Source organism: Flavobacterium panacis (assembly GCF_024649945.1).
GTDB classification, from domain to species: Bacteria; Bacteroidota; Bacteroidia; order Flavobacteriales; family Flavobacteriaceae; genus Flavobacterium; species Flavobacterium panacis.
This window is the reverse complement of sequence record NZ_JANKMS010000009.1, coordinates 200,814-224,534: the sequence shown is the minus strand read 5'-3', so window position 1 is coordinate 224,534 and position 23,721 is coordinate 200,814. Positions and strand designations below refer to the sequence as shown.

Sequence of the window (23,721 nt, the reverse complement as noted above, 5' to 3'; positions counted from 1 at the left end):
GATGCTGGAATAGTTAGAAAAATAACCAAGAGTTTTACTCTTGGTTATTTTTTATGACACTGAATCAAATGTAAATTATTCGAGAAAGATCACACCAATTATACTAAAGTTAAAACAAAAAAATTCATGAAAAGTGTTGTGCCAAAGTATTTGTTCCTTATCATAGTTTCAATTTTATTAAATGAAGTCTTTAAGCAAGCTATCAACTTTGATAAGTTAATGTATAACAATCTTTCTGAACAATTTACAATCAGACAAATTGAACTTTTTTTTGAGTTCCAAAAAAAATGGAATTGGATTACCTATCTTTTACCTCCTATTTTGTTATTAATCAAAACTTCAATAATTACGACAATACTTTATATAGGTTTGTTTTTCTCTAATAAAGATCTAAATTTTAATGCCCTTTTAAATTTTGTTCTAAAAGCAGAATTTATCTTTTTATTAGTCCCTATTTTTAAAATCATCTGGTTTTACTTTTTTCAAACTAATTATACTTTAGAAGATATTCAATATTTCTACCCTCTCTCTGCTTTAAACATTATTGGCTATAAAGACTTAGAAACATGGTTTGTTTATCCTTTCCAAGTTTTAAATCTATTTGAACTTTTCTATGTGATTTATTTAGGATATGAAATTGGCAAACTTACTCAAACTAATACTGATTATGGATTGAAAATAGTAGCCCTAAGTTATGTTCCAAGTTTGTTCTTATGGGTTGCGACTGTGATGTTTTTCAATCTTAATTACAGCTAAAATGTCAAATTTTAAGAAGATCCTTTTCGCCTTATCTTGCTTTATGATTATATTATATATAACCAATTACTTTTTTAACAATGCTGAATTACTGCAAACCTTATTAGGAATCGTCCCAATGATCTTATTAATTATTATAACCCTATTAAAGGAGAATCAAAAAAATGAGAAAATCACTTAAAAGCATTGTTATCTTATTATTTGCCATTATTTTTCTTTTACTAGGCTATCAAATAATCTCTAAAATAAGCTATAAAAAAGAAGTAACGGAAAAAATAAATGCAATTCCTCTATTTTGTTATAAAAATATAAATGGTAAGGATTTCACAAATGATAATTTAAAAAAATCAACTCCTGTCATTTTTATTTACTTCAATACCGAATGTGGATTTTGCAATGAAGAAGCTGAAATGATAAGCCAAAACATCAATAAGTTTAAAGACTTTCAGATCGTTTTTATTTCACTTGAAGAAATAGAATTAATTAAAAAATTTGCTGTGTTCCATAAACTTAACAATTATGATAACCTTTATTTTTTACGCGACAGCAAAGCTACTTTCGCTACTACATTTGATGTAAATGCATTGCCTTGTATCGTTCTATACAATAAAAACCAAAAACTGATTGAAAAAATCAAAGGACAAACAAAACCTGAATTCTTACTTAAAAAATTAAAATTTGAATAAGTGTCTATATTAGATTTAAAACATATTTCAAAAACGCAAACCCTACAGTTAGATCAGTCAGATTGTGGCCCATCTTGTTTATTATCTATTATAAAATTATATAATGGAAATAGCTCCTTAGAAAAAATCAGAGAACTTAGTGGAACGACAAAGCAAGGTACCACTATGCTAGGTTTATATCAAGCGGCAAATCAATTAGGATTTACTGCCGAGGGTTGTGAGGCAGATATTCAGGCATTAATTGACCATGCAGCACCAGTTATCTTGCATACATTAATTGATAATCAATTAGAACACTACATTGTATGTTATAAATACAATGAAAAAGAAGGTTTTTTAATTGGCGATCCAGCCAAAGGAATCTATAACTTGTCAATATCTGAACTGGAAAAAATCTGGATTTCTAAAACTTGTTTAACTCTTTCGCCAAATAGTTCTTTTATTACTAAAGAATCGGAGCAAAGTAATCAGAAAAAATGGTTCTTAAATCTTCTAAAAGAAGATTACAAATTAATCTGGATTTCTGTTTTACTTGGTATTTTTGTTGCTGGGCTAGGATTGGCAATGGCCTTATTTTCTCAAAAACTGATAGATGATATTTTGCCATCAAATAATATTAAAAAACTAATTTCTGGAATTATTTTGCTGGCTGTTTTACTTTCTGCTCGCGTTGGAATAGCTGTTCTAAGACAATATTTTCTGTTGAGACAATCTAAAGATTTTAATAACAGGATAAATCTTTTTTTCTTCTCTTCTTTATTGCATCTTCCTAAATCTTTTTTTGATAATAGAAAAACAGGCGAACTCGTTTCCAGATTAAATGATACACAACGTATACAGAATGTTATTAAACTACTCACAAGTTCATTAATAATCGATGTATTAGTTTCAATAATTTCAACGATTTTCTTATTTTCTTATTCTTGGAGACTGGGATTAATTTGTCTCTTAAGTATTCCTATATACTTTTTTATAATTTATCGTAACAATAAAAAAATCTTGAGTTCGCAAAAAGAAATCATGCAAAGTGCAGCAGTTAATGAAAGTAATTTTATTAATACTATCCAAGGAATTACTACAATTAAAACTGATAATAAACAACCTTTATTCAGCAAGCTAAACCAGCATATTTTTGCCAATTATCAAGACAAAATATTTAATATCGGAAAAATCAATATTAGTTTATCTTGGCAATCTGGCTTAGCAAATGTTGTATTTGTAATTGGTATTTTAATTTACACTTCTATTCAGGTTTTTAACAAAGAAATCAAGATTGGAGAGTTAATGGCAATTTTAGGAATCGTTGGTTCGTTATTGCCATCAATCGCAAATCTGGCTTTAATTTCAATTCCTATAAACGAAGCCAAAATTGCTTTCAACAGAATGTATGAATTTGCATCAATCGAAAAGGAAAATAAAGAAGGATTAGAAATATTTGAAATCGATAACATTTCTATTCAAAATCTTTCTTTTAGGTTCGCAGGACGAAGCGAACTTTTTCACCATATAAATATAGAAATTGAAAAAGGAAAACTCACTGCAATTGTTGGTGAAAGCGGAAATGGAAAAAGTACTTTAGGCCAAATACTACAGCGTTTTTACGATTATGAAAATGGAAACATTCTTGTAAATAAAAAATACAATTTAAGAGAAACTAAACTTGAAAACTATAGAAATCTAACAGCCGTCATTCCACAAGAAATTTCAATATTCAATGGAACCGTAGTTGACAATATTCTTCTTGGAGCCGAAAGTACAATCGAAGACATCCTGAGTTTCGTTCTAGAATATGGTTTTGATTTTTACATTAATCAATTACCTCAAGGCTTGATGACTATTGTTGGTGAAGAGGGAATTAATTTAAGTGGTGGAGAAAAACAGATTATTGCCTTAGCAAGAGCATTATTTAAAAAACCACAGTTTTTAATCTTGGATGAAGCCACTTCTGCCATGGATCGGAATACCGAAAACTTTACCATGCAATTACTGCAAAAAATAAAATTGAATTGTGCAGTATTATTTATCTCACACCGTTTAAATAAGTTAAAAAATATTGCAAACACCATCTATATATTAGAAAACAAAACGATAACAAAATCGGGAAATCACGAAGATTTAATGGCAACAAGTAATTTTTATAGTGATTATTGGATAGAAAACAATTAAAGATGAAACAATGATATCAAATTACAATAAAACACGTATTTTTATTTTTTACATTATAAATCCTCTCTATACATTGATAATGTTCAGAATTATGTTTTTTGAGGACAGTGACTCTTTCGTAGAAAAAATGGTAGCTAATAAAAGTAATCCTATGATGTACTTTGCACTTCTGTTATCAATTCTTTGTTCTTTTTTTCTACATCACAGAATGAAGTTATCTGAAAAAAAATTAAAAAACTATTATGGAAGTACTAACTCTTTTATTTAAAAACCCAATCATAATCATCACTTTTTTTGTGATATTGATAACTAAATTGTTTCCACCAAAAAATATAAATTCTTTGTATGGTTATAGAACAGCTAATTCAATGAAAAATAAAGCGAATTGGGATTTTGCGCAAAAGTATAGCACAAATCTTCTTCTTATATTATTATCTCTTTTATTAATCATTCAAGTTGTATTGTATATAATTTTCGGCACAACATCATTTGTTGATTTGTCAGTACTTATAGGTTTGGTTTTATGTGTACTAATTGCTTTATATCAAACGGAAAAAAAACTTAAACTTAATCAATTCAAAAATCATGAATAATTCAGCTTTAACAGTCTCACTTCTGGTAATTATAGTTGCACTAGGTTACCGTTACAGTAAAAAAAATCTCAAAAGAAAATGAATCACAATTCACAACCAACCGAAGAAGAGGAAAATAATTGGAGTAATGATCCAGAGAATTGGATTTGGGGACTTTTTTATTACAACCCAAAAGACAAAAGAATGTTCCCGCCCAAGAAAATAAAAGAATTTGGATGGACAATTAACTTTGCTAATCCCAATTCTGTATTTCTTACTGTTGTTTTGATTCTCATTTTAATGATTTTATCCGAAAGTGTAAAAAAATAGTTTATGCTATTAACTAAACCAATATCATGTCCAGAAAAAATCTTATTCTTATTTTCTTGATTTTTGTTTTTCTATATATCTGTTTTGATTTAAGTCCCTTACTTCAAAAAGAAAGTTTAAAAGACATTTCATACTCCGATATTAGATATTCAATCGGACCTGCACTTTCGGGAGCAGCAGCCTTTTTAGGTTACAGAGCAGAAATTAAAAAGGAAAAAATAAACTCCGAAAATAATTCCCTTGAAAGCCCCAAAAAAGAATAAAAGTCTTTTACTAGTTTTGAGTAAAACAAATCAGTTAACTTTATAGCAATCAAATCCTTTGGAAGTTATGAAAAAGTTACAAGAACCAAGTGAAGAAACTAAAAACAGATGGGAGAATGATCCCAACAACTGGATTTTTGGAATGTTTTATTATAATCCAAAAGACACAAGGTCCTATTTCCCCAAAAGAATAAAAGAATTCGGCTGGCATGCAAATTATGCCAATCCTATTTTCATCATAATTATCGCATTCTTTGTTTTGATAATTTTGGCTGCAATCAAAAATAGCAAATAATATATACTACACTTATTGACCAGCAAAACTAAAATATACTACGCCACAATTCCCAATTATAAATACTACTTTTGACTTTTTAGAGTTAAAGTATTATGTTGAAAAAATTACTGTTTTGGACGGTTTTCTTCTGTCTTTCTGCGCTTCACGCTCAGGAAACTGAAACGCTGTATAAAACCAAAAAAATAGTAGTTTCAAAAGACACCATTCATTTAGAAAAAGTAAGTATCAATTCTGGGTTTTTCCAGTTATTAAACACTAAAAAAGAACCTGTAGATTCGACTTTTTATACTATTGATTTTCGAAAAGGCTTTTTACTTTTAAATGAAAAATTCCAATCAACTTCTGATACTTTAATTGTCAATTATCTTCAATATCCTGATTTCTTAACCAAAGAATACAGTCTTTACAATTCAGATCAGATTGTAAATAGCGATGTAGGAACCGAAAAATTGTACCGAATTGACAATAATGCCAATGCTAAAAAAGTCACTCCTTTTGATGGTCTTAACACTTCGGGAAGTATCACCAGAGGTATTACTGTTGGAAACAATCAAAGCACGGTTTTAAACTCTAACTTAGATTTGCAGATTACTGGAAAAATCTCCGATAAAGTTAGTCTTCGGGCTTCTCTTCAGGATAATAATATTCCGCTTCAGGATGGTGGTTATTCTCAAAAATTAGATCAATTTGATAATATCTTCATGGAACTTTTTAGCGACGACTGGAACGTTCGTGCGGGCGACGTTTTTTTAGAAAACAGAAAAACACAATTTTTAAGTTTCAATAAAAAAGTTCAAGGACTTTCAGCAAGTTTTGATTTTGACACCGAGAAAAGCAAAACCAATGTCTTTGCCTCGGTCGCTTTTGTAAAAGGTCAATATGCCAAAAGTACTTTTACAGGTCAAGAAGGAAATCAGGGACCTTATAAACTGAAAGGACAAAATGGTGAATTGTACGTTTTGGTTATTTCAGGATCTGAAAGAGTTTACGTAAATGGTGTTCTACTAAAACGTGGCGAAAACAATGATTATGTTATTGATTATAATGCCGGAGAGATTGTCTTTACCTCTCTTTTTACCATTACTTCCGAAATGAGGATTAATGTAGAATACCAATATTCAGAACGAAATTACAATCGTCTTGTGACTTATGCAGGCGCTACGCACGAAAACAAAAAATGGAGTTTTGGCGGTTATGTCTATTCTGAAAATGATTTAAAAAACCAGCCTTTACAGCAGAATCTTTCTCCAGAGCAAGTTCAGATTTTAAGTCAAGCGGGAGATGATGTCAATTTGATGAAAGCGCCTTCTGCCTACGAAGACAAATATGCCAACAATAAAATTTTATACAAAAAAACCATTATCAATTCGGTTGAAGTTTATGAATATTCAAATAATCCGACTGATGTTTTATACAATGTAAGATTTAGTCAGGTTGGTGCAAATGCTGGAAATTATATCATTCAGAACAACAATGCGGTTGAACGTATTTATCAATATGTAGAACCCATAAATGGAATTCTTCAGGGGAATTATGAACCCATTGTACAGCTTGTCGCTCCGATGAAACTTCAGGTCGCGACCTTCTTAGGAAAATACAATCCGAATGAAAAAACTTTGGTCGATTTTGAAATAGCGGTCAGTAATAATGATCAGAACTTATTTTCAGGAATTGATGATGCCAATAACGAAGGAATCGCTTTTAAAACCAATCTTAAAAAACGTCTTTTTTCCAGAAGCTGGAGTTTAGATGCTTTTGCTAATTATCAATATGTAGAGCAAAATTTCAAATCGGTTGAACGTTTGTATAATATCGAATTTAATCGCGATTGGAACTTAACAGGAACACTTTTAGGAAATCAGAGTCTTTTGGTTACAGGTTTTAATTTTAATTTATTTTCTAAAAAGAAAACCTCCAATATTGGTTTGGTAACCTATCAATTTGAAAAGTTAGATTTTAGCGAAAGCTATACAGGTTCCAGACATACCACTTCTGCTTTGTTCAAACTAAAAAAATGGACCATCGAAAATAATGGAAGTTTCCTGAATTCTGATGCAACGGCTTCGACTTCGAAATTCATTCGAAATCAAACCAGAACTAAATATCATTTTGGCAAAAACTGGATTGGAGGTAGTATGCAATTAGAAGACAATCAGGAAAAAGACAAAGTTACTGGCCAGTTTTCTACTTTGAGTCAGAGATTTTCAGAATATGGTGTATTTACAGGAAGAGGTGACAGCACTAAGGTTTTTGTAGAAATTGGTTTTCTGCAAAGAAAAAATGATAGTTTACAAAACGGATTTTTGCAACATGTCAACAATTCGCAGACCTATTACTTAAAGTCAAAGCTAATTCAAAATAAAAAAACAGATTTAGCTGTTTATGCGAGTTATCGAAATTTAGATTTTACCGATACGTCCAGAAAAAATGAACCTTCATTAAATTCAAGAGTTTTGTATAATGATCGTTTTTTTAATCAATTAATGCAGATTGGAACCACTTATGAAACCAGTTCTGGAACGATCGCACAACAAGAATTCACGTATGTAGAAGTTCCGGCAGGACAAGGAGTTTATACCTGGAACGATTATAACGGTAATGGAATTCAGGAATTGCAGGAATTTGAAATCGCCGTTTTTCAGGATCAGGCAAAATATGTGAGAATCTTTCTCCCGAATCAGATTTATATTAAAACCAATCAGAATAAGTTCTCTCAGTCTTTAACTTTGAATCCGTTGCAATGGCAAAATGAAAAAGGATATAAAAAAGTACTGTCTCATTTTTACAATCAGACTTCTTTTATAATGGATCGAAAAGTAAAAAGCGAAGGCGAAAAGCTGGAACTTAATCCGTTTAGCTCTTCTGAAGAAAATATTTTAGGATTAAATTCTAGTTTTAGAAACAGTTTATTCTACAATCGCGGGCGCCAGAAACATTCTGTTACCTATTCTTATCTTGTAAATAAAGGTAAAAGTTTACTTTCCATCGGATCTCAAAATGTTCAAAACTATTCACATCAACTTCAATACACGCATTTGTACCAAAAAAGCTGGCTGTTTAATTTCTTTACCAAAACCATAAAAACCGACTTGGTTTCTGAAGATTTTGCCGAAAAAAACTATGATATCGACGGCTGGCAAATGGCGCCAAAAATTAGTTATTTGTTTTCTAAAAACACCAAACTCGATTTCTTTTATGAACTTCAAAACAAGAAAAATCAAATTGGAAATTTTGAAACTTTAAAGCAAAACCGAATCGGGACTTCATTTTCTTATGCAGGTGAAAAGAAAGTAACGGTAAATGGTGAGTTTTCTTTCTATGAAAATAAATTTGATGGAAATGAATTTTCATCGGTAGGTTTTCAGATGTTGGAAGGACTTCAGGCAGGATCAAATCTGGTTTGGAAACTACTTCTGCAAAAGAACATTACATCGTTTTTGGATGTAAATTTAAACTATCAAGGCCGTAAAAGCGAGACGGGAAATACGATTCATACTGGAAATGTTCAGCTCCGTGCATATTTTTGATGCGCTCCGAAAAAGATGACAAAAAATTGTTTAATTTTAATTGAAAATTTAAACGTATAACCTTATGAAAAAATTATTATTGTTCTGTTTTATAGTTGTTTTCTCATCTAACTTCTACGCCCAGGAAACAACTGCAAAAGCTGCAAAAAGCAAAACAGAAGCCTCAGCCAAAAAAGCAAAAGCTAGTGCAGACAAAGCTTCGGCAGATGCCAAAAAAGAAGCTGCAAAATCTAAAAAAGCAGCAGATGATGCTAAAGAAGCATCCGCAAAAGCAAAAAAAGAAACGGCTGACAAGGCTAAGAAAACCGCAGACAAGGAAGCTACAAAAGCAAAAGCAGACGCAAAAAAAGCAACTACCGAGTCTGACAAAGCAAAAAAGACCGCTGATAAAGCAAAATCAGATGCTACCAAAACCAAAGCAAAAGCTGATGACGCTAAAAAAGAGGCAACCGCTGCAAAAAAATCGGCTACTAAAACTTTAAAAGAGACAAACGAAAAAGCACCATCTGTTCCGGATAAAGTTACTGGCGAATACAATGGTAAAAAAGTATATACCGGACCAAGAGGCGGAAAATACTATATCAACAAAAATGGTAATAAAACTTATATTCAGGATTAAGGCACTAAGGTGCTAAGATACTAAGCTTCTAAGTTTTCTTAAAAGGTATATTTAAAACCGAACAAATGTTCGGTTTTTTTTATTTTGCAACTTAACCTACAAATTTCCTTATTAAGGTCATTTCAAAAAAATCGAAATCACTTAACATAGAGATAATCTTATTGGTAAAAAGTAAATTATTTTTGAAATACCCCTCGAAAATTCTAGTCTTTTAGTAAATCTAGAGTTAATAATTTAGTAATACCCTCTAAATACCATCCAAAACATATTTCTTTATCTTCGTTTTTAAAACGTGTTAAAAAATGAGCATTGATTATTCTGCGAACAAAACAATTTTAGTCGCTCCATTAAATTGGGGACTTGGCCATGCTACTCGCTGTATTCCTATTATAAAGGCGCTTCAGGAGAATAATTATATTCCGATTATTGCCTCAGACGGAGTTGCGCTGGCTTTATTGAGAAAAGAATTTCCTTATATACAAACTTTAGAACTTCCTTCTTATCATATTGAATATGCAAAGAATGGAAAAAACTTTAAATGGAAGTTAATTAAAAATCTTCCGAAAATGATTACTGCCATTTTAGATGAGAAAAAAATGGTCAATACCTGGATTAAAAAACATGGTATCGATGGAATAATCTCAGATAATAGATTGGGCGTTTTTAGTAGAAAAGTACCTTCTGTATTTATGACGCATCAGTTAAATGTAATGACAGGAAATACAACTTGGTTTACAAGTAAATGTCATCAGCATTTTATTAAAAAATATAACGAATGCTGGGTTCCAGATACCGATGAAAAAGTAAATCTTACTGGAGATCTAGGTCATCTTAAAACTAACGAACTGAATTTAAGATATATCGGCCCATTAAGTCGTATGCGAAAAAAAGAGACTCCAAAAGTTTACGATCTTATGATTATACTATCAGGACCAGAACCACAACGTACATTCTTGGACGAAAAATTACAAAAAGAAGCAGCAAATTATCCTGGAAAAGTGGTTTTTGTACAAGGAATTGTAGAGAAATCTCAGGAAAAATGGCAAGCAGGAAATATTACGTATTATAATTTTATGAACTCAAAGCAACTGGAACAAACCTTTAATGAAAGTGAGTTTGTACTATGTCGTTCTGGTTATACTACCGTGATGGATTTGGCTAAATTGGGTAAAAAAGCCTTTTTTATTCCAACTCCTGGACAATACGAACAAGAATATCTTGCGGTTAAGCTTCAAGAAGAAAATCTTGTACCTTATGCCATGCAAGATGACTTTAGTATTGAAGACTTATCAAAAGTAAAATCGTTTAAAGGATTGGCTCAATTTGAAAATCACATCGACTGGGATTCTTTATTTAAAGTTTTCGAGGAAAAAACAGCGTAATTGAACGCGGATGAAACGGATTTGTTTCAAAACAAAACGCGGATAAAAACGGATTTTACTATATAAAAAATCTGTTTTTATCCGCGTCTTTGCGAAAGCGAATCTGTTTATCTTCGTATGATTTAGAAGTTAAACTGCGCTTGTAATCTTAGCAAATTTCCTTGTTGTCTATTTACTGGAAGTGCACTGTCTTCAAAAGTACGATCTGCGATTACGTATTCTGCTGTTAATTCGAATGCTTTAAACGGCTGCCATTCTACTCCAATTTCATAATCTCTTACAACATAACTTCTGGCATCTTTTTCATATTTTTTTCCTCCATCATAATATTGAAATTTAGCAAAAGGATAAAGAATTTGCTTTTTTAAATCCCATTTATAGTTTAATAAAACGTAACCTCCGTTAAGATCTGTTTCGTCAACTGTATTGGTTAAAGTATTGTAACGAGGTCCTCTACCAATATTGTATTCAGTCTGAATTCCGAATGGTCTTGGGTATAAAACGAAAGTTGCTCCTACTCTCTGATCTTTCACATATTGAGGATCATTCACAATAACTCCTGATGAAATTTCACCAGTAAAAGCCCATTTCCCTGTATAAGCCTGAATTCCTGGCTCGATAATCTGACTTCCAATAACAAACGGATAACTTAATCTTGTTACCACATTTAAATCTCTGTTACCGTCTAACTTATTTGCGATTTGCCCATTGTAAACTCCAAAAGCAAAAACTCCAAAATCACCAGAACCTTTATAACCATCTTTTACCAACATGGCAAAACGTTCTCTAATTTCGGCTGGAGCCCAATAAAAAATGGCTCCTAAATCACGTTCATTTAATATCGAACTGTTGATAGCATCGGCGCGGTCTAATGTTAAACGCTGTGAGCTTGACTGCATATTTTCAAATCCGTATGGAATTTTACTTTGCCCGATTCGAACACGATATTCTTTTTTCTTATCGAAAGAAATATCAAAATACAAGTCACGAATTTGCACAAAATTTTGAACTCCAGTACTTGGTGAACTAGCAAAATCGGGTTGAAAATAAAAGAATAAATTTGGATGAACTTGTCCAGAAAACACAAAACGTGCACGTCGAATAAAAAGTCCGTTGTTTGCTTTTGCATCTGGAGCTGTAGAAGTAGTTCCCCAAGATTTATCACATTGTTCGCAAGAAACTTTATCATTGGTAGAAAGCAAACCATTGTATCTAACTTGAGCATAACCTCTCAACGATATTCTGTCGTACCAATGGTCTTCATTACTTACTCCAGAATTTGTTTCCGGAAGTTTGGCTTTGTTGATAGAATCTAAAATACGCATTACCTCGTTTTTTACATCCTGTTTGTTTAATTCCTGCTTCGTTGGTTCTTGTGCATAAGCCACACAAGTTAGCAGTAACAAAACCGCTAATAATTTTCTTTTTATCATTAGTTCTCTAATTCCCTTAATTTCAGGATGCAAAGATGACGCACCTATGTTAAGAAATCATTAACCAGATGTTACTATAATAAAAATTTAATGTTACCGACTAAATCGATATGTTTATTTATCGTTAAAACCCTTTGTTTTAGGGCTTTTACCCAAAACTACGTTACAATTTTTTAATGTCGTTTTTTTGACTTTTAAATGCTTTTTCGAGCGTAAAAGAGAATTCTGAACCAATTCCGAACTCACTTTCCACATAAACTTTCTCCTTGTGTGCTTCAATAATATGCTTTACAATCGCCAAACCTAAACCAGAACCACCTTCAGAACGGGTTCCACTTTTATCAACACGGTAGAAACGTTCAAAAAGTCTCGGAATGTTTTGCTTTTCAACCCCTTCTCCGTTATCACTGATACGAATCAAGACTTTTTTCTTGGTTAGGTTTACCACCCCAACTTCAGTCAATCCGCCTTCTTTTCCGTACTTAATTGAGTTTACAATTAGATTTTCTAAAACCTGCTGAATTCTATCCTGATCTCCGCGAATAATAACTGATTGTACATTTTTGGTTTCAAAAGCCAATTTGATTTTCTTTTTATCGGCTTTCATTTCCAATAAATCAAAAACATTCTGAATCAGTTCAACGATATCAAAATCAGTCATATTTAAATCTAAATCACCAGATTCTAATTTGGTGATCATATCTAAATCTTCTACAATATAAATCAGACGTTCTACTCCTTTTTCGGCACGTTTTAAATATTTTTTTCTGATGTTTTTATCATCCATTGCTCCATCAAGCAAAGTCGAAACATAACCTTGAACAGTAAACAATGGCGTTTTTAACTCGTGCGAAACGTTTCCTAAAAACTCTCTACGATATTGTTCACGAATTTCTAGCATTTCAATTTCCAACTTTTTATCGGTTGCAAATTTCTTTACTTCGCGTGAAAGCGTTTCCATATCAGTATTTATCGGCTGATTGATTAAAGTGGTCGACTCCAACAATGAAACCTCATCGTAAATTTTCTTTACTCGTCGGTAAATAAAGCGTTCTACTCGATATTGTAACACCAAAAAAGAAAAAACATAAATAACTATAATGAAAATTATTCCAAATGCAACTTGATGTTTTAATTGATTTTTATAGAATAAAGACAGCAGCATCAATACAAATGCTGTTGAAAATAGACTTATATATAAAGCCGATTTAATAGCAAATTTGTATGTTTTTTTAAAATTGATTTTCATTGAAATATTTAAAATAATAAAACATTAAAACTTTTTCTCACCATATAAGTGATATAAGTACATTTAAAACTAACTCTTTTTAGGAACAAATACTAACTTTGAAAAGCCCATCTTCATCAAAGTTAAAACTTTGACAAAAATGAGCTTTTTTATTTTGAAAGCAAACCATAATTAAATGAACTTATACACTTATATGGTTCAACTTTATAGCGAGTTATTAAACTTCAAATTTATAACCAACTCCTTTTATTGTTTTAAAAAGATCTTCGCCAATTTTTTCACGCAGTTTTCTGATGTGAACATCGATTGTTCTTCCTCCAACTACTACTTCGTTACCCCAAACTTTATCCAAGATTTCGTCTCTCTTGAAAACTTTACCTGGTTTTGAAGCTAATAGATAAAATAATTCGAATTCTTTTCTTGGTAAAGCAATTTCTACATTGCCTTTTATAATCTTATATTCTTCACGGTTAATCTCGATTCCGCCTACATTTAAAGTATCTGTAACGACTTCTTGTTCTTTTAACCTTCTTAACAGAGCCTTTACTTTAGAGACCAACAATTTTGGTTTAATAGGCTTTGTAATATAGTCATCAGCACCAGCGTCAAAACCAGCTACTTGCGAATAATCTTCACTTCTTGCCGTAAGGAATGTTATGATAACATTATTTAATTCAGGAATCTTTCTAATATGCTCGCACGCTTCCATTCCGTCCATTTCTGCCATCATCACGTCCATTATAATTAATTCTGGCAATTCTTTCTGAGCTTTAGCTATAGCATCTTTTCCATTAGAAGCTGTAACAATCTGGTAGCCTTCCTGAGCTAGGTTATAGCCAACGATTTCTAAGATATCTGGTTCGTCGTCAACTAATAAAATCTTAGTTTGTGTTTTTTTCATAAATAGCAAAAATTGAGATTTTTTACATCAAATCTTTTAATTATTTATCCGATGTTTTTCATTTCACGGGGTAAATATACTAACAAAAGAACCTTTAAAAATTGGTGTTAACGGTAATTTAATCTGGTAACAATTTGATAATCTTAAGCACACAGAAACATAACAAGTTGGTAACATCGACTTCACGGTGCAGTTATTTCTTTGCACCAAAATAAATTAACACAACACTGAACAAAATGAAATTCAATTTAAGATTTCTCTTTATTGCATTATTTATCTGTACGATTTCGATCGCGCAAAACAAAGGTACAATTTCCGGAGTTCTAACCGACAAAGACATGAACAACGAAGTTTTACCATTTGCTAATGTTTTAGTTAAAGGTACAAATATTAGCGTAAATACCGACGTAGATGGAAAATATTCCTTAAGCGTAAATCCAGGAAATTATACTCTTATTTTTAGTTTCTTAGGATATGAATCTGTAGAAGCTCCAGTTGCTGTAAAAGCAAACGAAACTGTAGTGATGAATCAGGCACTTTCATCTGGAAGTTATACACTTAAAGATGTAGTGGTACAAGCTGCCGCTGTGAGTAAACAAAAAGAAACTGCTCTTTTATTAGAACAAAAAAATGCGGTTGACATCAAACAATCTATTGGTGCGCAGGAACTTTCTAGAAAAGGAGTTGGAGATGTTGCTGCTGCTGTTGTAAAAACATCAGGAGTTTCTAAACAAGAAGGAAGTAACAATATTTACGTAAGAGGTTTAGGAGATCGTTACAATACTACTTCGATGAACGGATTACCAATTCCATCAAATGACCCACAAAAAAAGAACATCGCTCTTGATCTTTTTTCAACTGATATCGTAGAATACATTTCAATTGACAAATCATATGCTGCAAAAATGTATGGTGATTTTGGTGGTGGAAATGTAGATATCGTATCTAAAGATTACCGCGGAAAAGGAATGTTTGAAATTTCTTTAGGGTCTAAAGTTAACACTAATGCTGTACAAAACTCAAGTGACTTTTTATTACAGCAAGGACCTACGAAAACTGGTTTTGTTTCTTACGGAGTTCCTAACAACCCGTTAAATAGTTATAGTTTCGAAAACAGCTTAAATCCTAAAAAAGAATCTCCATTTGGAGGAAACTTTAACCTTAAAGCTGGTAAAACTTTCAACATTGGTGAAGAAGGAAAATTAAGTCTTTTTGCTACTGCAGGATTTGGTAATGGTTATGAATTTAGAGAAGGACTTACTCGAAATGTGAATGCTCAAGGAGCTTCAATAAAATCTTTCGACCAAGAAAAATTCACTTATAACACCAACACAACTGGAATGTTCAACGCTAACTATCGTTTGAACAAAAACCATAAAGTTGCATATAACTTTTTGTTCGTTAATACATCTGAACAAACAAGAGATACTTATTATGGAAGTGATCGTGATTTTGATAATGAAAATGCTAATCTTTATACTGTAAGAGGAACATTTACACAAAATACAGTGTACATCAATCAGCTTTTAGGGAATGACAAATTAACTGATAAAATTGATTTGGATTGGGGTCTTTCATACAATACTGTAAAAGGTAATATGCCAGACAGAACTCAAAACAAATTGTTCCATAATCCTACGACTGACACTTATACAATTGCTCAAAGAACTACTACTGACAACCAAAGATATTTTCAAGATCTGACAGAAAATGAAGCAGCAGCTAACCTTGCTTTTTCTTATAAATTAGGAGACAAAGAAAGTGGTGAGTCTAAAGGAAAAATTACTGCTGGTTACAACGGTAGATTTAAAAAACGTGACTTTGAAGCTATTCAGTTTAACTTTAGCATAGGCCAAACTGGACAAAACACAAATGTAGATCCAAATAACCTAGATGCATTCTTTAATCAATCAAATTACGATAACGGTTTATTCACAATTGCAGCTTTTGCAGGAATGACTCCTCAAACTTATGATGGAAAACAGGATATACACGCAGGATTTGGTACTATTGAATACAAATTATCTGAAAAACTTAGCGGTGTTTTAGGTCTTAGATATGAAAAAATCACCCAAACCGTTAACTGGAGAACACAGCTTGATGCCGCTGGAGGAACAAATACATTTGACAGAAATGAATTTTTACCAAGCGCGATCTTAAAGTATGAACTAAACGAAAAACAGAATCTTCGTTTTGCTGCCAGTAAAACTTACACATTGCCACAATTTAAAGAACGTGCTTTGTTTATCTATGAAGATGTAATGGAATCTGAAATTGGTAATCCTAACTTATATCCTTCACAAAATTACAATTTGGACTTGAAATGGGAAATGTTCCCAAAAAGCGACGAGTTACTATCTGTTACTGCTTTTGGAAAATACATTAAGGATCCTATTAACAAAATCATTGTTGCTTCTGCTACAAATGACATCTCTTTTGTTAACATTGGAGATACTGGTTACGCTTATGGAGTGGAATTGGAAGCTAGAAAAAATATTTTCGAAATTGAAGGAGAATTCACTAACAAATTATCTTTCGGATTTAATGCTTCTTTAATGAAAACAAATCAGGATTTTAATCGCGACAAAGTAAGTAATGAAACAAAGGGACAATTATCTATTAATACTACAGATAAAAGTTCAGGTTTTACAGGAGCTTCTGATTTGATTTTGAACGCAGATTTGTCTTACAGCAAAAATTTCACAACCGATTCTGGTATTACAGCAACTCTAGCTTACAATTATTATTCTGATAAGCTTTATGCAATTGGAAACGAAGGAAGAGGAAATTTAGTTGACAAAGCTATGGGATCTTTAGACCTAATTTTAAAAACAAAATTGACTAAAAACTTTGGAATTGACTTTGGAGCAAGAAACTTATTGAATCCAGAATTCAAAAGAGTTCAAGAAAATGCAGGTGGAGACATTTTAGTATTCAATTACAAAAAAGGATTAACATTTGGATTAGGAATGAACTACCAATTCTAATAACATAAAACAAATACTGAGTTATCATTTAATTAACATTACAGTAAAAAACACATAACAAACAGTTGACAACGGCTTAACGTTGGTTAAAGCTTAAGTTCTAATCTTTGCATAAACACAAACTAATTAAAAAAGTAATGAAAAAAACAATTTCAACAATTTTCGGTTTAGCGGCATTATCGCTTGCAACACTTACAACATCTTGCTCTAGCGATGACAACAAAAACGAAGGACCAAAATCTGATTTCGTAGTAGTAAGAGACAACTTACAAGGAGAAATCAACAGTGGTGAGGTAGTATTAGAATCTGGAACTTATAAACTTACAGGAAAATTAGTAGTTAAAAACACTGCAAAACTTACTATTAAGGCTGGAGTTATCATTGAAGCAACTACAATACCAGCAGATCAATTAGCAGCTGTGAGATATATTGCTGTAGCACAAGGAGGACAAATCGATGTTCAAGGAACTGCAACTAATCCAGTTATTATGACTGCACAAAAGAAAGAACCAGCTGCTTGGGGTGGTTTAGTACTTTGCGGAAAAGCACCAATTAACAAAAACATTGGTTCAACAGCTACTGCAGAGGTTTCTGAGTTAGCATACGGAGGAACTGATGCTGCTGACAACTCTGGATCAATCAAATATTTAAGAATTGAGTACCCAGGTTTCTCTTACAGCAGTGACAAAGAATTCAACGGAGTTTCTTTCTTCGGAGTTGGAAACAAAACTGTTGTAGATTACGTACAAGTTTACGAAAGCTCTGATGACGGATTCGAGTGGTTTGGTGGAACTGTAGATGCAAAACACTTAGTAGTTTCTAACAAACACGCAGAAAAAGTTGGTGATGATTTATTCGACTGGACTGAAGGATGGATTGGAAATGGTGAAAACTGGTACGGAATCAGAACTAACGCTGGTAACAGAGGTATCGAAGCTGATAACAATGGTAACAACAACTTAGCTACACCAATTGCTTTCCCAAATATCAAAAACCTAACTTTGATTGGAGCTGGTGTTAACGATACAAGTGCAGAGTCTCAAGCATTCAAATTAAGATTTGGTACTAAAGGTAAATTTGACAACGTTGTTTTAAAAGGTTGGAAAACTGGATTTGACGTTCAACACGACGAAAGCGTTGGATATGTTGGAAAAGACTTACTTGCTACTAACGTTAAATTCGAAGATGTAACTCTTAAATCTAAAGGAGCAAACACTGCAGGAACTGCTGTTGATGTTTCTAAAGTTTTCACAGAATCTACAACTGCAACTGGAGCAGGAAACGGATCAGGAGTTCCTACTTGGACTGCTGGATGGACATTAGGTCTATAATCTCGTAAGACATACAATATTTCAAAAACACCCTAATAAAATTAGGGTGTTTTTTTGTTTATAGCTCTTATGGAAAAACCCATCAACTTGTAATAACTTCAAGTCCATAATGTTAAAAAATATCTTAAATTTTAGAATGTTCATTTTTGGCGTACTTTTTGTAATTTTTTTTGTATATTTACGATATCCAAATACACGCGATGGCAAAAAACTACTTTTATATTACATTCTTATTGGCATTTTTCTTTACTGTAAGCGTTTCAGCGCAAGACAGCAAGCAATTACCAAAACCTCAGGAATCTACTTCTATTGAGGGTCTTAGCTTGTACCCTAATCCCGTTACAAATGGTAAAGTCTACATATCATCCAAAAACGATTTAGAAAAAGAAATTATTGTATTTGATATCTTAGGAAAAAAAGTATTACAAGCTCATCTGACAACAAAAGAATTAAATGTTTCGGAACTGCCACCTGGAGTTTATATCATAAAAATAAGCGAACAAAATGCATCGACAACCCGAAAACTCATTATACGATAAAAAGCTCCATTTGGAGCTTTTTTAGTTTTCTGTCGCAATCTCAGTTTTCAGTTTATAAACTTACGAATACTTTGACTGAAAACTGTGACTAAAAACTAAGACTGCGACCGCGACTGAAAACTAAAAAATAAATATCTTTGCAAAAAAAAGTTTTGATCACAGCCAACGATATATTTACCATTTCGAGTCAGAAACAATTTGAAAAAATAGCACTAAAAGTGTTTCGTTTTCAGCACGAGAATAATCAAGTCTATCGCGACTTTTGTGATTTTTTAAAAGTCAATCCGCAGCAGGTAAAATCACTTCAACAAATCCCTTTTTTACCTATTCAGTTTTTCAAAAGTCATGAAGTAGTTTCAAATAACGATCCTGCACAAGTTACTTTTACAAGTAGCGGTACAACTGGAATGATTACAAGCCGTCATTTAGTGACCGATGTTTCCCTATATGAGGAAAGTTACCGCAAAGGATTTTCTCAATTCTACGGCAATATAGAAGATTACGTTGTTTTAGCCCTTTTGCCGTCTTATTTAGAACGCGAAGGCTCTTCGTTAATCTATATGGTAGAAGACCTGATAAAACTCTCCAATCAGCCTGAAAGCGGGTTTTATTTACACAATCACGACGACCTAATCAAAAAGCTTCTTGAATTGGATGAAGCTGGTCAAAATGTAATTCTTATTGGTGTTACTTATGCTTTATTAGATTTAATCGAAAAACATCAATTCAACCTTCAAAACACCATTATCATGGAAACTGGAGGAATGAAAGGCAAACGAAAAGAAATGATTCGCGAAGAATTGCACGATATTTTATGCAAAGGTTTTGGCGTTTCTTCTATTCATTCTGAATACGGGATGACCGAACTTTTGGCACAAGCTTATTCTTTAGGTGAAGGCGTTTTTGAATGCCCATCCTGGATGCATATTTTAGTTCGCGATCCCGAAGATGCGCTCACTTACGTGAAAGATGGAAAAACAGGCGGAATCAATGTAATTGATTTAGCTAATATCAATTCTTGTTCTTTTATTGCAACGCAGGATTTAGGCAAAAAAAATCCCAACAATTCTTTCGAAGTATTGGGACGTTTTGATAATTCTGATATTCGCGGCTGTAATTTGATGGTTTTGTAAAATGGTTTAATCGTTGATTTGTGTAATCGTTTAATCGCAAAAAAAACCGATTAAACAGAAAAAATCAATTCTCCTCAGTCAAACCAATACTTTCTATTCCTTCTTTTTTCGATAGTGCTTTTTCTTTTTCACATTTACGTTCCAAAAGTCTGTAAACGCCGTAACAAGTCAAACCACCGCAAAGTACAAAAAGTATATTCCAACCTATATTAGTAAAACTTTCATCGTTGACACTATCAAGTCCGTTAACAAACACAGACAGCAGTCCAATTATAAATCCTGATATAAGAGTACCTCCATAGTAAGACAGTATTCCAATTCCAAAATAGCCCCATTTGTTCTTATCATATTCGAGGGCCAAATTGGTAAATCCCTTCCAAATCCAGTAAATAAGTAAAATTCCAATCATTTTCGTTCAGTTAGTTTTAGGGAATAAACTTAATAAAAAAACTTTTATATTTTCATTATCAACAAATTAAAATAAAAAATCCCAAAAACTCTTTTGAGAATTTGGGATTTATATATTTAGATTTCAGTAATGAATTAAAAAATAACCGATTAAAAAGTTACACTACACGAATTACAAAATAATTCTTCTTACCACTTTGTAATAAAACGAATTGATTATTAATCAAATCATTTGTAGTTAAAACAAAATCTTCTTTTATCTTTTCTCTGTTTACAGAAATTGAGTTTGCTGTTAAAGCTCTTCTTGCTTCACCGTTTGATTTAAAGAAACCTGTTTTTTTGTTTAAAACAGCAATAATCTCCAATCCATTTTCCAAGTCCGCTTTTGTGATTTCAGCTTGCGGAACTCCGTCAAAAACTTCTAAGAAAGTCGCTTCATCCAATTTTTTCAAATCTTCTGCAGTTGAATTTCCAAACAAAATATTTGAAGCTTGAATTGCTTTTTCTAATTCTTCTCTATTGTGAACAAAAACAGTAATTTCTTCTGCTAATTTCTTTTGCAAAACTCTTAAATGAGGAGCTGTTTTATGCTCTTCAATTAATGCATCAATTGTATCTTTATCTAAGAAGGTAAAGATTTTGATATATTTCTCAGCATCAGCATCTGTTGTGTTTACCCAAAATTGGTAGAATTTGTAAACCGAAGTTTTATCAGCATCCAACCAAACGTTTCCTCCTTCAGATTTTCCGAATTTAGATCCGTCAGCTTTTGTAATTAATGGAGTAGTTAAAGCATACGCTTTTGCATTTTCTCCACCCATTCTACGCACTAATTCTGTTCCTGTGGTAATATTACCCCATTGATCAGAACCACCCATTTGTAGAATACAATTGTTGTTTTTATATAAATGATAAAAATCGTAACCTTGAATTAATTGATAAGTGAACTCTGTAAAAGACATTCCCTCACCTTCTCCGCTAAATCTCTTTTTTACAGAATCTTTAGCCATCATATAATTTACAGTGATTCTTTTTCCAACTTCACGTGCAAAATCGATAAAAGAAAAGTCTTTCATCCAATCGTAGTTATTCACCATTACCGGCGCATTTGCATCAGTTGAATTAAAATCTAAGAAACGAGACAAAACACTTTTAATTCCGGCAACGTTTTTAGCCAAAGCTACTTCATCAAGCAAGTTTCTTTCATCAGATTTACCAGAAGGATCTCCAATCATTCCAGTTGCTCCACCAACTAAAGCAATGGGTCTGTGTCCAAAATTCTTTAAGTGAACCAATAAAATGATCTGAACCATACTTCCAATATGCAGAGAATCTGCCGTTGGATCAAAACCAATATATGCAGCAGTAGCCTCTTTTAGTAATTGCTCTTCAGTTCCAGGCATACTATCATGATATAACCCGCGCCATTTTAATTCTTCAACTAGATTCTTCATTTTTTTCTAAAATAATTTGCGCAAATATAATCAATGGCAATGTCAAACACAAAAAGTTCTGCCACTAAGGCGCTAAGACACTAAGAGGCAAAGTATTTTTTTTAATCTTTGCGCCTTAACACCTTTGTAGCAAAAAACAAAAAACTTTGCGCCTTAGTGTCTTTGTGGCAAAAAAACAAAAACTTATCTTTACAAAATGGTATTAGTAACTGGAGGAACTGGTTTAGTTGGCGCGCATTTATTGCTTCATTTAATTGAAAATGGAGAAAATGTTCGGGCTATTTATAGAACTCAAAACAGCATTCAAAAAACCAAATCGGTTTTTGATTTTTATAAGAAATCCGATTTGTTTGAAAAAATTAATTGGCTTGAAGCCGATATTCTTGACGTTCCCTCCTTAGAAGATGCTTTTATCGATATCACAAAAGTTTATCATTGCGCCGCTTTGATTTCGTTTGACCCAAAAGACGAAGAAAAACTCAGAAAAACCAATATTGAAGGAACCGCGAACATCGTCAATTTTTCTATTGCAAAAGAAATCGAGAAATTTTGCTTCATAAGTTCGATTGCTGCTTTAGGTGATATTGCTCCACATGAAACTTTTATTACTGAAGAAACCGACTGGAATCCAGAAAAACCACATAGCGATTATGCTATTTCAAAATATGGTGCCGAAATGGAAGTTTGGCGCGGACAACAAGAAGGCCTTAAAGTCATAATTGTAAATCCTGGCGTGATTTTAGGTCCACCGCAAATGATGACTATTTTCGAACAGGGAAGCAGTGAAATTTATCAGAAAGTTTCAAAAGGACTTTCATTTTACACACTTGGAAGTACTGGTTTTATTACGGTTGATGATGTTTCGAAAACCATTTTTGAATTAATGAAAAGCGATATTCAAAACGAACGTTTCACACTCATCGCTGACAATATTGTTTTCAGAGATATTTTAAACACCGTTGCAGAAGCTTTAAAAGCAAAAAAACCTCATATTCATGCAAAACCATTTTTCATGAATCTATTATGGACTGCAGATACACTATTTTCGACTTTATTTTTTAGAAAAAGAAGTATTACCAAAGCAACCGCAAAAGCCTCTTATTCTAAAAACTTATATTCTAATGAAAAAATAAAAACCGCTCTAGGAACGGTTTTTACTGATGTACATGATTATATTAAAAAACAGATTTAACGAATCTGTTTTCTGCGTTTCATTTGCTCCATTTTAATCGAATCGATATTAACCTTTGGAATGGTTTTTCGAACTGAATCTTTTGAAACTTCTTTCAATTCTTTTGGTTTGTTTTTATTCGCCTTCGCTGCTTTTTTCTCGTCAATTTTAGCCAGAGAATCTGCCGCTCTTTGATCTACGGCTATTCTTTTATTAACCTCATCAAACATATCTTTATATGTTTCATAATCTGAAGCATAATACATATTATTCTGAGCAAACTGAAGACTGTCTACCTTATACTTTTTTAAAACAAACTTTGTCGCATCGGTTTCAACTGAATCTAGAGACAATGGTTTTTGATATCGCATGGCCTCCAAAAGTGACAAATCATACATAATATCAATCATTTTGTCCTTCTCAATAAGCTTTGCAGGTTGTTTTACCAACTCTTTTTTACAGCTTACAGAAAGAAATAAAACCAATAGTATTACTACAAGATTCTTCATAGTTGCT

General features: G+C 32.3%; 21 protein-coding genes. 15 read left to right on the top strand and 6 right to left on the bottom strand.

Annotated elements, in window-relative coordinates; genetic code table 11:
• Positions 1-126 precede the first annotated feature (126 nt).
• From NQQ59_RS19195 to NQQ59_RS19150, 10 genes are all read left to right on the top strand, one after another.
• Positions 127-756 (top strand): hypothetical protein, encoded by a 630-nt coding sequence (locus NQQ59_RS19195; RefSeq protein WP_144217305.1) that lies wholly within the window; start codon positions 127-129, stop codon positions 754-756.
• Between the two features lie 164 nt (positions 757-920).
• Complete coding sequence (locus NQQ59_RS19190; protein ID WP_144217303.1) at positions 921-1,442, top strand: peroxiredoxin family protein; 522 nt, start codon at positions 921-923, stop codon at positions 1,440-1,442.
• On the top strand, positions 1,443-3,608 hold the full coding sequence (locus NQQ59_RS25355; protein ID WP_144217301.1) for a peptidase domain-containing ABC transporter: 2,166 nt from the start codon (positions 1,443-1,445) through the stop codon (positions 3,606-3,608).
• 242 nt (positions 3,609-3,850) lie between these two features.
• On the top strand, positions 3,851-4,201 hold the full coding sequence (locus NQQ59_RS19180) for an SdpI family protein (RefSeq protein ID WP_144217297.1): 351 nt from the start codon (positions 3,851-3,853) through the stop codon (positions 4,199-4,201).
• Between the two features lie 78 nt (positions 4,202-4,279).
• Positions 4,280-4,510 (top strand): DUF5808 domain-containing protein, encoded by a 231-nt coding sequence (locus NQQ59_RS19175; protein WP_144217295.1) that lies wholly within the window; start codon positions 4,280-4,282, stop codon positions 4,508-4,510.
• Between the two features lie 26 nt (positions 4,511-4,536).
• Positions 4,537-4,773: a hypothetical protein gene (locus tag NQQ59_RS19170; RefSeq protein ID WP_144217294.1), complete on the top strand. Its 237-nt coding sequence runs from the start codon at positions 4,537-4,539 to the stop codon at positions 4,771-4,773.
• Positions 4,774-4,840: 67 nt separating this feature from the next.
• Positions 4,841-5,068, top strand: a complete 228-nt coding sequence (locus NQQ59_RS19165) for a hypothetical protein (protein WP_144217292.1) — start codon at positions 4,841-4,843, stop codon at positions 5,066-5,068.
• 95 nt (positions 5,069-5,163) lie between these two features.
• The gene (locus NQQ59_RS19160) at positions 5,164-8,598 is read left to right on the top strand and encodes a hypothetical protein (protein ID WP_144217290.1); all 3,435 of its coding nucleotides are present in this window, start codon (positions 5,164-5,166) and stop codon (positions 8,596-8,598) included.
• Between the two features lie 64 nt (positions 8,599-8,662).
• Positions 8,663-9,217 (top strand): hypothetical protein, encoded by a 555-nt coding sequence (locus tag NQQ59_RS19155; RefSeq protein WP_144217288.1) that lies wholly within the window; start codon positions 8,663-8,665, stop codon positions 9,215-9,217.
• Between the two features lie 302 nt (positions 9,218-9,519).
• Entirely contained in the window at positions 9,520-10,599 is a 1,080-nt protein-coding gene (locus NQQ59_RS19150) for a glycosyltransferase (RefSeq protein WP_144217286.1), read from the top strand.
• Positions 10,600-10,721: 122 nt separating this feature from the next.
• On the opposite strand, the gene NQQ59_RS19145 is transcribed toward NQQ59_RS19150, so the two are convergent.
• The 3 genes from NQQ59_RS19145 to NQQ59_RS19135 all read right to left on the bottom strand — a co-directional run bounded on the left by NQQ59_RS19145 (position 10,722) and on the right by NQQ59_RS19135 (position 14,182).
• Entirely contained in the window at positions 10,722-12,032 is a 1,311-nt protein-coding gene (locus NQQ59_RS19145) for a porin (RefSeq protein ID WP_144217284.1), read from the bottom strand.
• 163 nt (positions 12,033-12,195) lie between these two features.
• The gene (locus NQQ59_RS19140) at positions 12,196-13,281 is read right to left on the bottom strand and encodes a sensor histidine kinase (protein WP_144217282.1); all 1,086 of its coding nucleotides are present in this window, start codon (positions 13,279-13,281) and stop codon (positions 12,196-12,198) included.
• A 217-nt stretch (positions 13,282-13,498) separates the two neighbouring features.
• Entirely contained in the window at positions 13,499-14,182 is a 684-nt protein-coding gene (locus NQQ59_RS19135; RefSeq protein ID WP_008465097.1) for a response regulator transcription factor, read from the bottom strand.
• A gap of 236 nt (positions 14,183-14,418) precedes the next feature.
• Between NQQ59_RS19135 and NQQ59_RS19130 the strand changes: the two genes are divergently transcribed.
• From NQQ59_RS19130 to NQQ59_RS19115, 4 genes are all read left to right on the top strand, one after another.
• Entirely contained in the window at positions 14,419-17,169 is a 2,751-nt protein-coding gene (locus NQQ59_RS19130; RefSeq protein WP_144217280.1) for a TonB-dependent receptor, read from the top strand.
• Between the two features lie 137 nt (positions 17,170-17,306).
• On the top strand, positions 17,307-18,500 hold the full coding sequence (locus tag NQQ59_RS19125; protein ID WP_144217277.1) for a hypothetical protein: 1,194 nt from the start codon (positions 17,307-17,309) through the stop codon (positions 18,498-18,500).
• A 200-nt stretch (positions 18,501-18,700) separates the two neighbouring features.
• A complete protein-coding gene (locus NQQ59_RS19120; RefSeq protein ID WP_144217275.1) occupies positions 18,701-19,039 on the top strand; it encodes a T9SS type A sorting domain-containing protein in 339 nt (112 codons plus the stop codon).
• A 152-nt stretch (positions 19,040-19,191) separates the two neighbouring features.
• Positions 19,192-20,172: a LuxE/PaaK family acyltransferase gene (locus tag NQQ59_RS19115; RefSeq protein ID WP_186296672.1), complete on the top strand. Its 981-nt coding sequence runs from the start codon at positions 19,192-19,194 to the stop codon at positions 20,170-20,172.
• Positions 20,173-20,236: 64 nt separating this feature from the next.
• On the opposite strand, the gene NQQ59_RS19110 is transcribed toward NQQ59_RS19115, so the two are convergent.
• On the bottom strand, positions 20,237-20,581 hold the full coding sequence (locus NQQ59_RS19110) for a hypothetical protein (RefSeq protein WP_144217270.1): 345 nt from the start codon (positions 20,579-20,581) through the stop codon (positions 20,237-20,239).
• Positions 20,582-20,738: 157 nt separating this feature from the next.
• Positions 20,739-22,034, bottom strand: coding sequence for a tyrosine--tRNA ligase (tyrS, locus tag NQQ59_RS19105; RefSeq protein ID WP_144217268.1), 1,296 nt, complete (start codon positions 22,032-22,034; stop codon positions 20,739-20,741).
• A gap of 196 nt (positions 22,035-22,230) precedes the next feature.
• Here tyrS and NQQ59_RS19100 point away from each other — a divergent pair, with 196 nt between their 5' ends.
• On the top strand, positions 22,231-23,226 hold the full coding sequence (locus tag NQQ59_RS19100; protein WP_144217266.1) for an NAD-dependent epimerase/dehydratase family protein: 996 nt from the start codon (positions 22,231-22,233) through the stop codon (positions 23,224-23,226).
• Here NQQ59_RS19100 and NQQ59_RS19095 read toward each other — a convergent pair.
• On the bottom strand, positions 23,223-23,714 hold the full coding sequence (locus NQQ59_RS19095) for a DUF4296 domain-containing protein (RefSeq protein WP_144217263.1): 492 nt from the start codon (positions 23,712-23,714) through the stop codon (positions 23,223-23,225). The two genes, NQQ59_RS19100 and NQQ59_RS19095, sit on opposite strands and share 4 nt — an antisense overlap.
• Positions 23,715-23,721 lie beyond the last annotated feature (7 nt).

Bases quoted from the DNA above. Each gene is read 5' to 3' on its own strand.
- NQQ59_RS19195 (WP_144217305.1), top strand. From the start codon at position 127: ATGAAAAGTGTTGTGCCAAAGTATTTGTTCCTTATCATAGTTTCAATT.
- NQQ59_RS19190 (WP_144217303.1), top strand. From the start codon at position 921: ATGAGAAAATCACTTAAAAGCATTGTTATCTTATTATTTGCCATTATT.
- NQQ59_RS19180 (WP_144217297.1), top strand. From the start codon at position 3,851: ATGGAAGTACTAACTCTTTTATTTAAAAACCCAATCATAATCATCACT.
- NQQ59_RS19175 (WP_144217295.1), top strand. From the start codon at position 4,280: ATGAATCACAATTCACAACCAACCGAAGAAGAGGAAAATAATTGGAGT.
- NQQ59_RS19170 (WP_144217294.1), top strand. From the start codon at position 4,537: ATGTCCAGAAAAAATCTTATTCTTATTTTCTTGATTTTTGTTTTTCTA.
- NQQ59_RS19165 (WP_144217292.1), top strand. From the start codon at position 4,841: ATGAAAAAGTTACAAGAACCAAGTGAAGAAACTAAAAACAGATGGGAG.
- NQQ59_RS19160 (WP_144217290.1), top strand. From the start codon at position 5,164: ATGTTGAAAAAATTACTGTTTTGGACGGTTTTCTTCTGTCTTTCTGCG.
- NQQ59_RS19155 (WP_144217288.1), top strand. From the start codon at position 8,663: ATGAAAAAATTATTATTGTTCTGTTTTATAGTTGTTTTCTCATCTAAC.
- NQQ59_RS19150 (WP_144217286.1), top strand. From the start codon at position 9,520: ATGAGCATTGATTATTCTGCGAACAAAACAATTTTAGTCGCTCCATTA.
- NQQ59_RS19145 (WP_144217284.1), bottom strand. From the start codon at position 12,032: ATGATAAAAAGAAAATTATTAGCGGTTTTGTTACTGCTAACTTGTGTG.
- NQQ59_RS19140 (WP_144217282.1), bottom strand. From the start codon at position 13,281: ATGAAAATCAATTTTAAAAAAACATACAAATTTGCTATTAAATCGGCT.
- NQQ59_RS19135 (WP_008465097.1), bottom strand. From the start codon at position 14,182: ATGAAAAAAACACAAACTAAGATTTTATTAGTTGACGACGAACCAGAT.
- NQQ59_RS19130 (WP_144217280.1), top strand. From the start codon at position 14,419: ATGAAATTCAATTTAAGATTTCTCTTTATTGCATTATTTATCTGTACG.
- NQQ59_RS19125 (WP_144217277.1), top strand. From the start codon at position 17,307: ATGAAAAAAACAATTTCAACAATTTTCGGTTTAGCGGCATTATCGCTT.
- NQQ59_RS19120 (WP_144217275.1), top strand. From the start codon at position 18,701: ATGGCAAAAAACTACTTTTATATTACATTCTTATTGGCATTTTTCTTT.
- NQQ59_RS19110 (WP_144217270.1), bottom strand. From the start codon at position 20,581: ATGATTGGAATTTTACTTATTTACTGGATTTGGAAGGGATTTACCAAT.
- tyrS (WP_144217268.1), bottom strand. From the start codon at position 22,034: ATGAAGAATCTAGTTGAAGAATTAAAATGGCGCGGGTTATATCATGAT.
- NQQ59_RS19100 (WP_144217266.1), top strand. From the start codon at position 22,231: ATGGTATTAGTAACTGGAGGAACTGGTTTAGTTGGCGCGCATTTATTG.
- NQQ59_RS19095 (WP_144217263.1), bottom strand. From the start codon at position 23,714: ATGAAGAATCTTGTAGTAATACTATTGGTTTTATTTCTTTCTGTAAGC.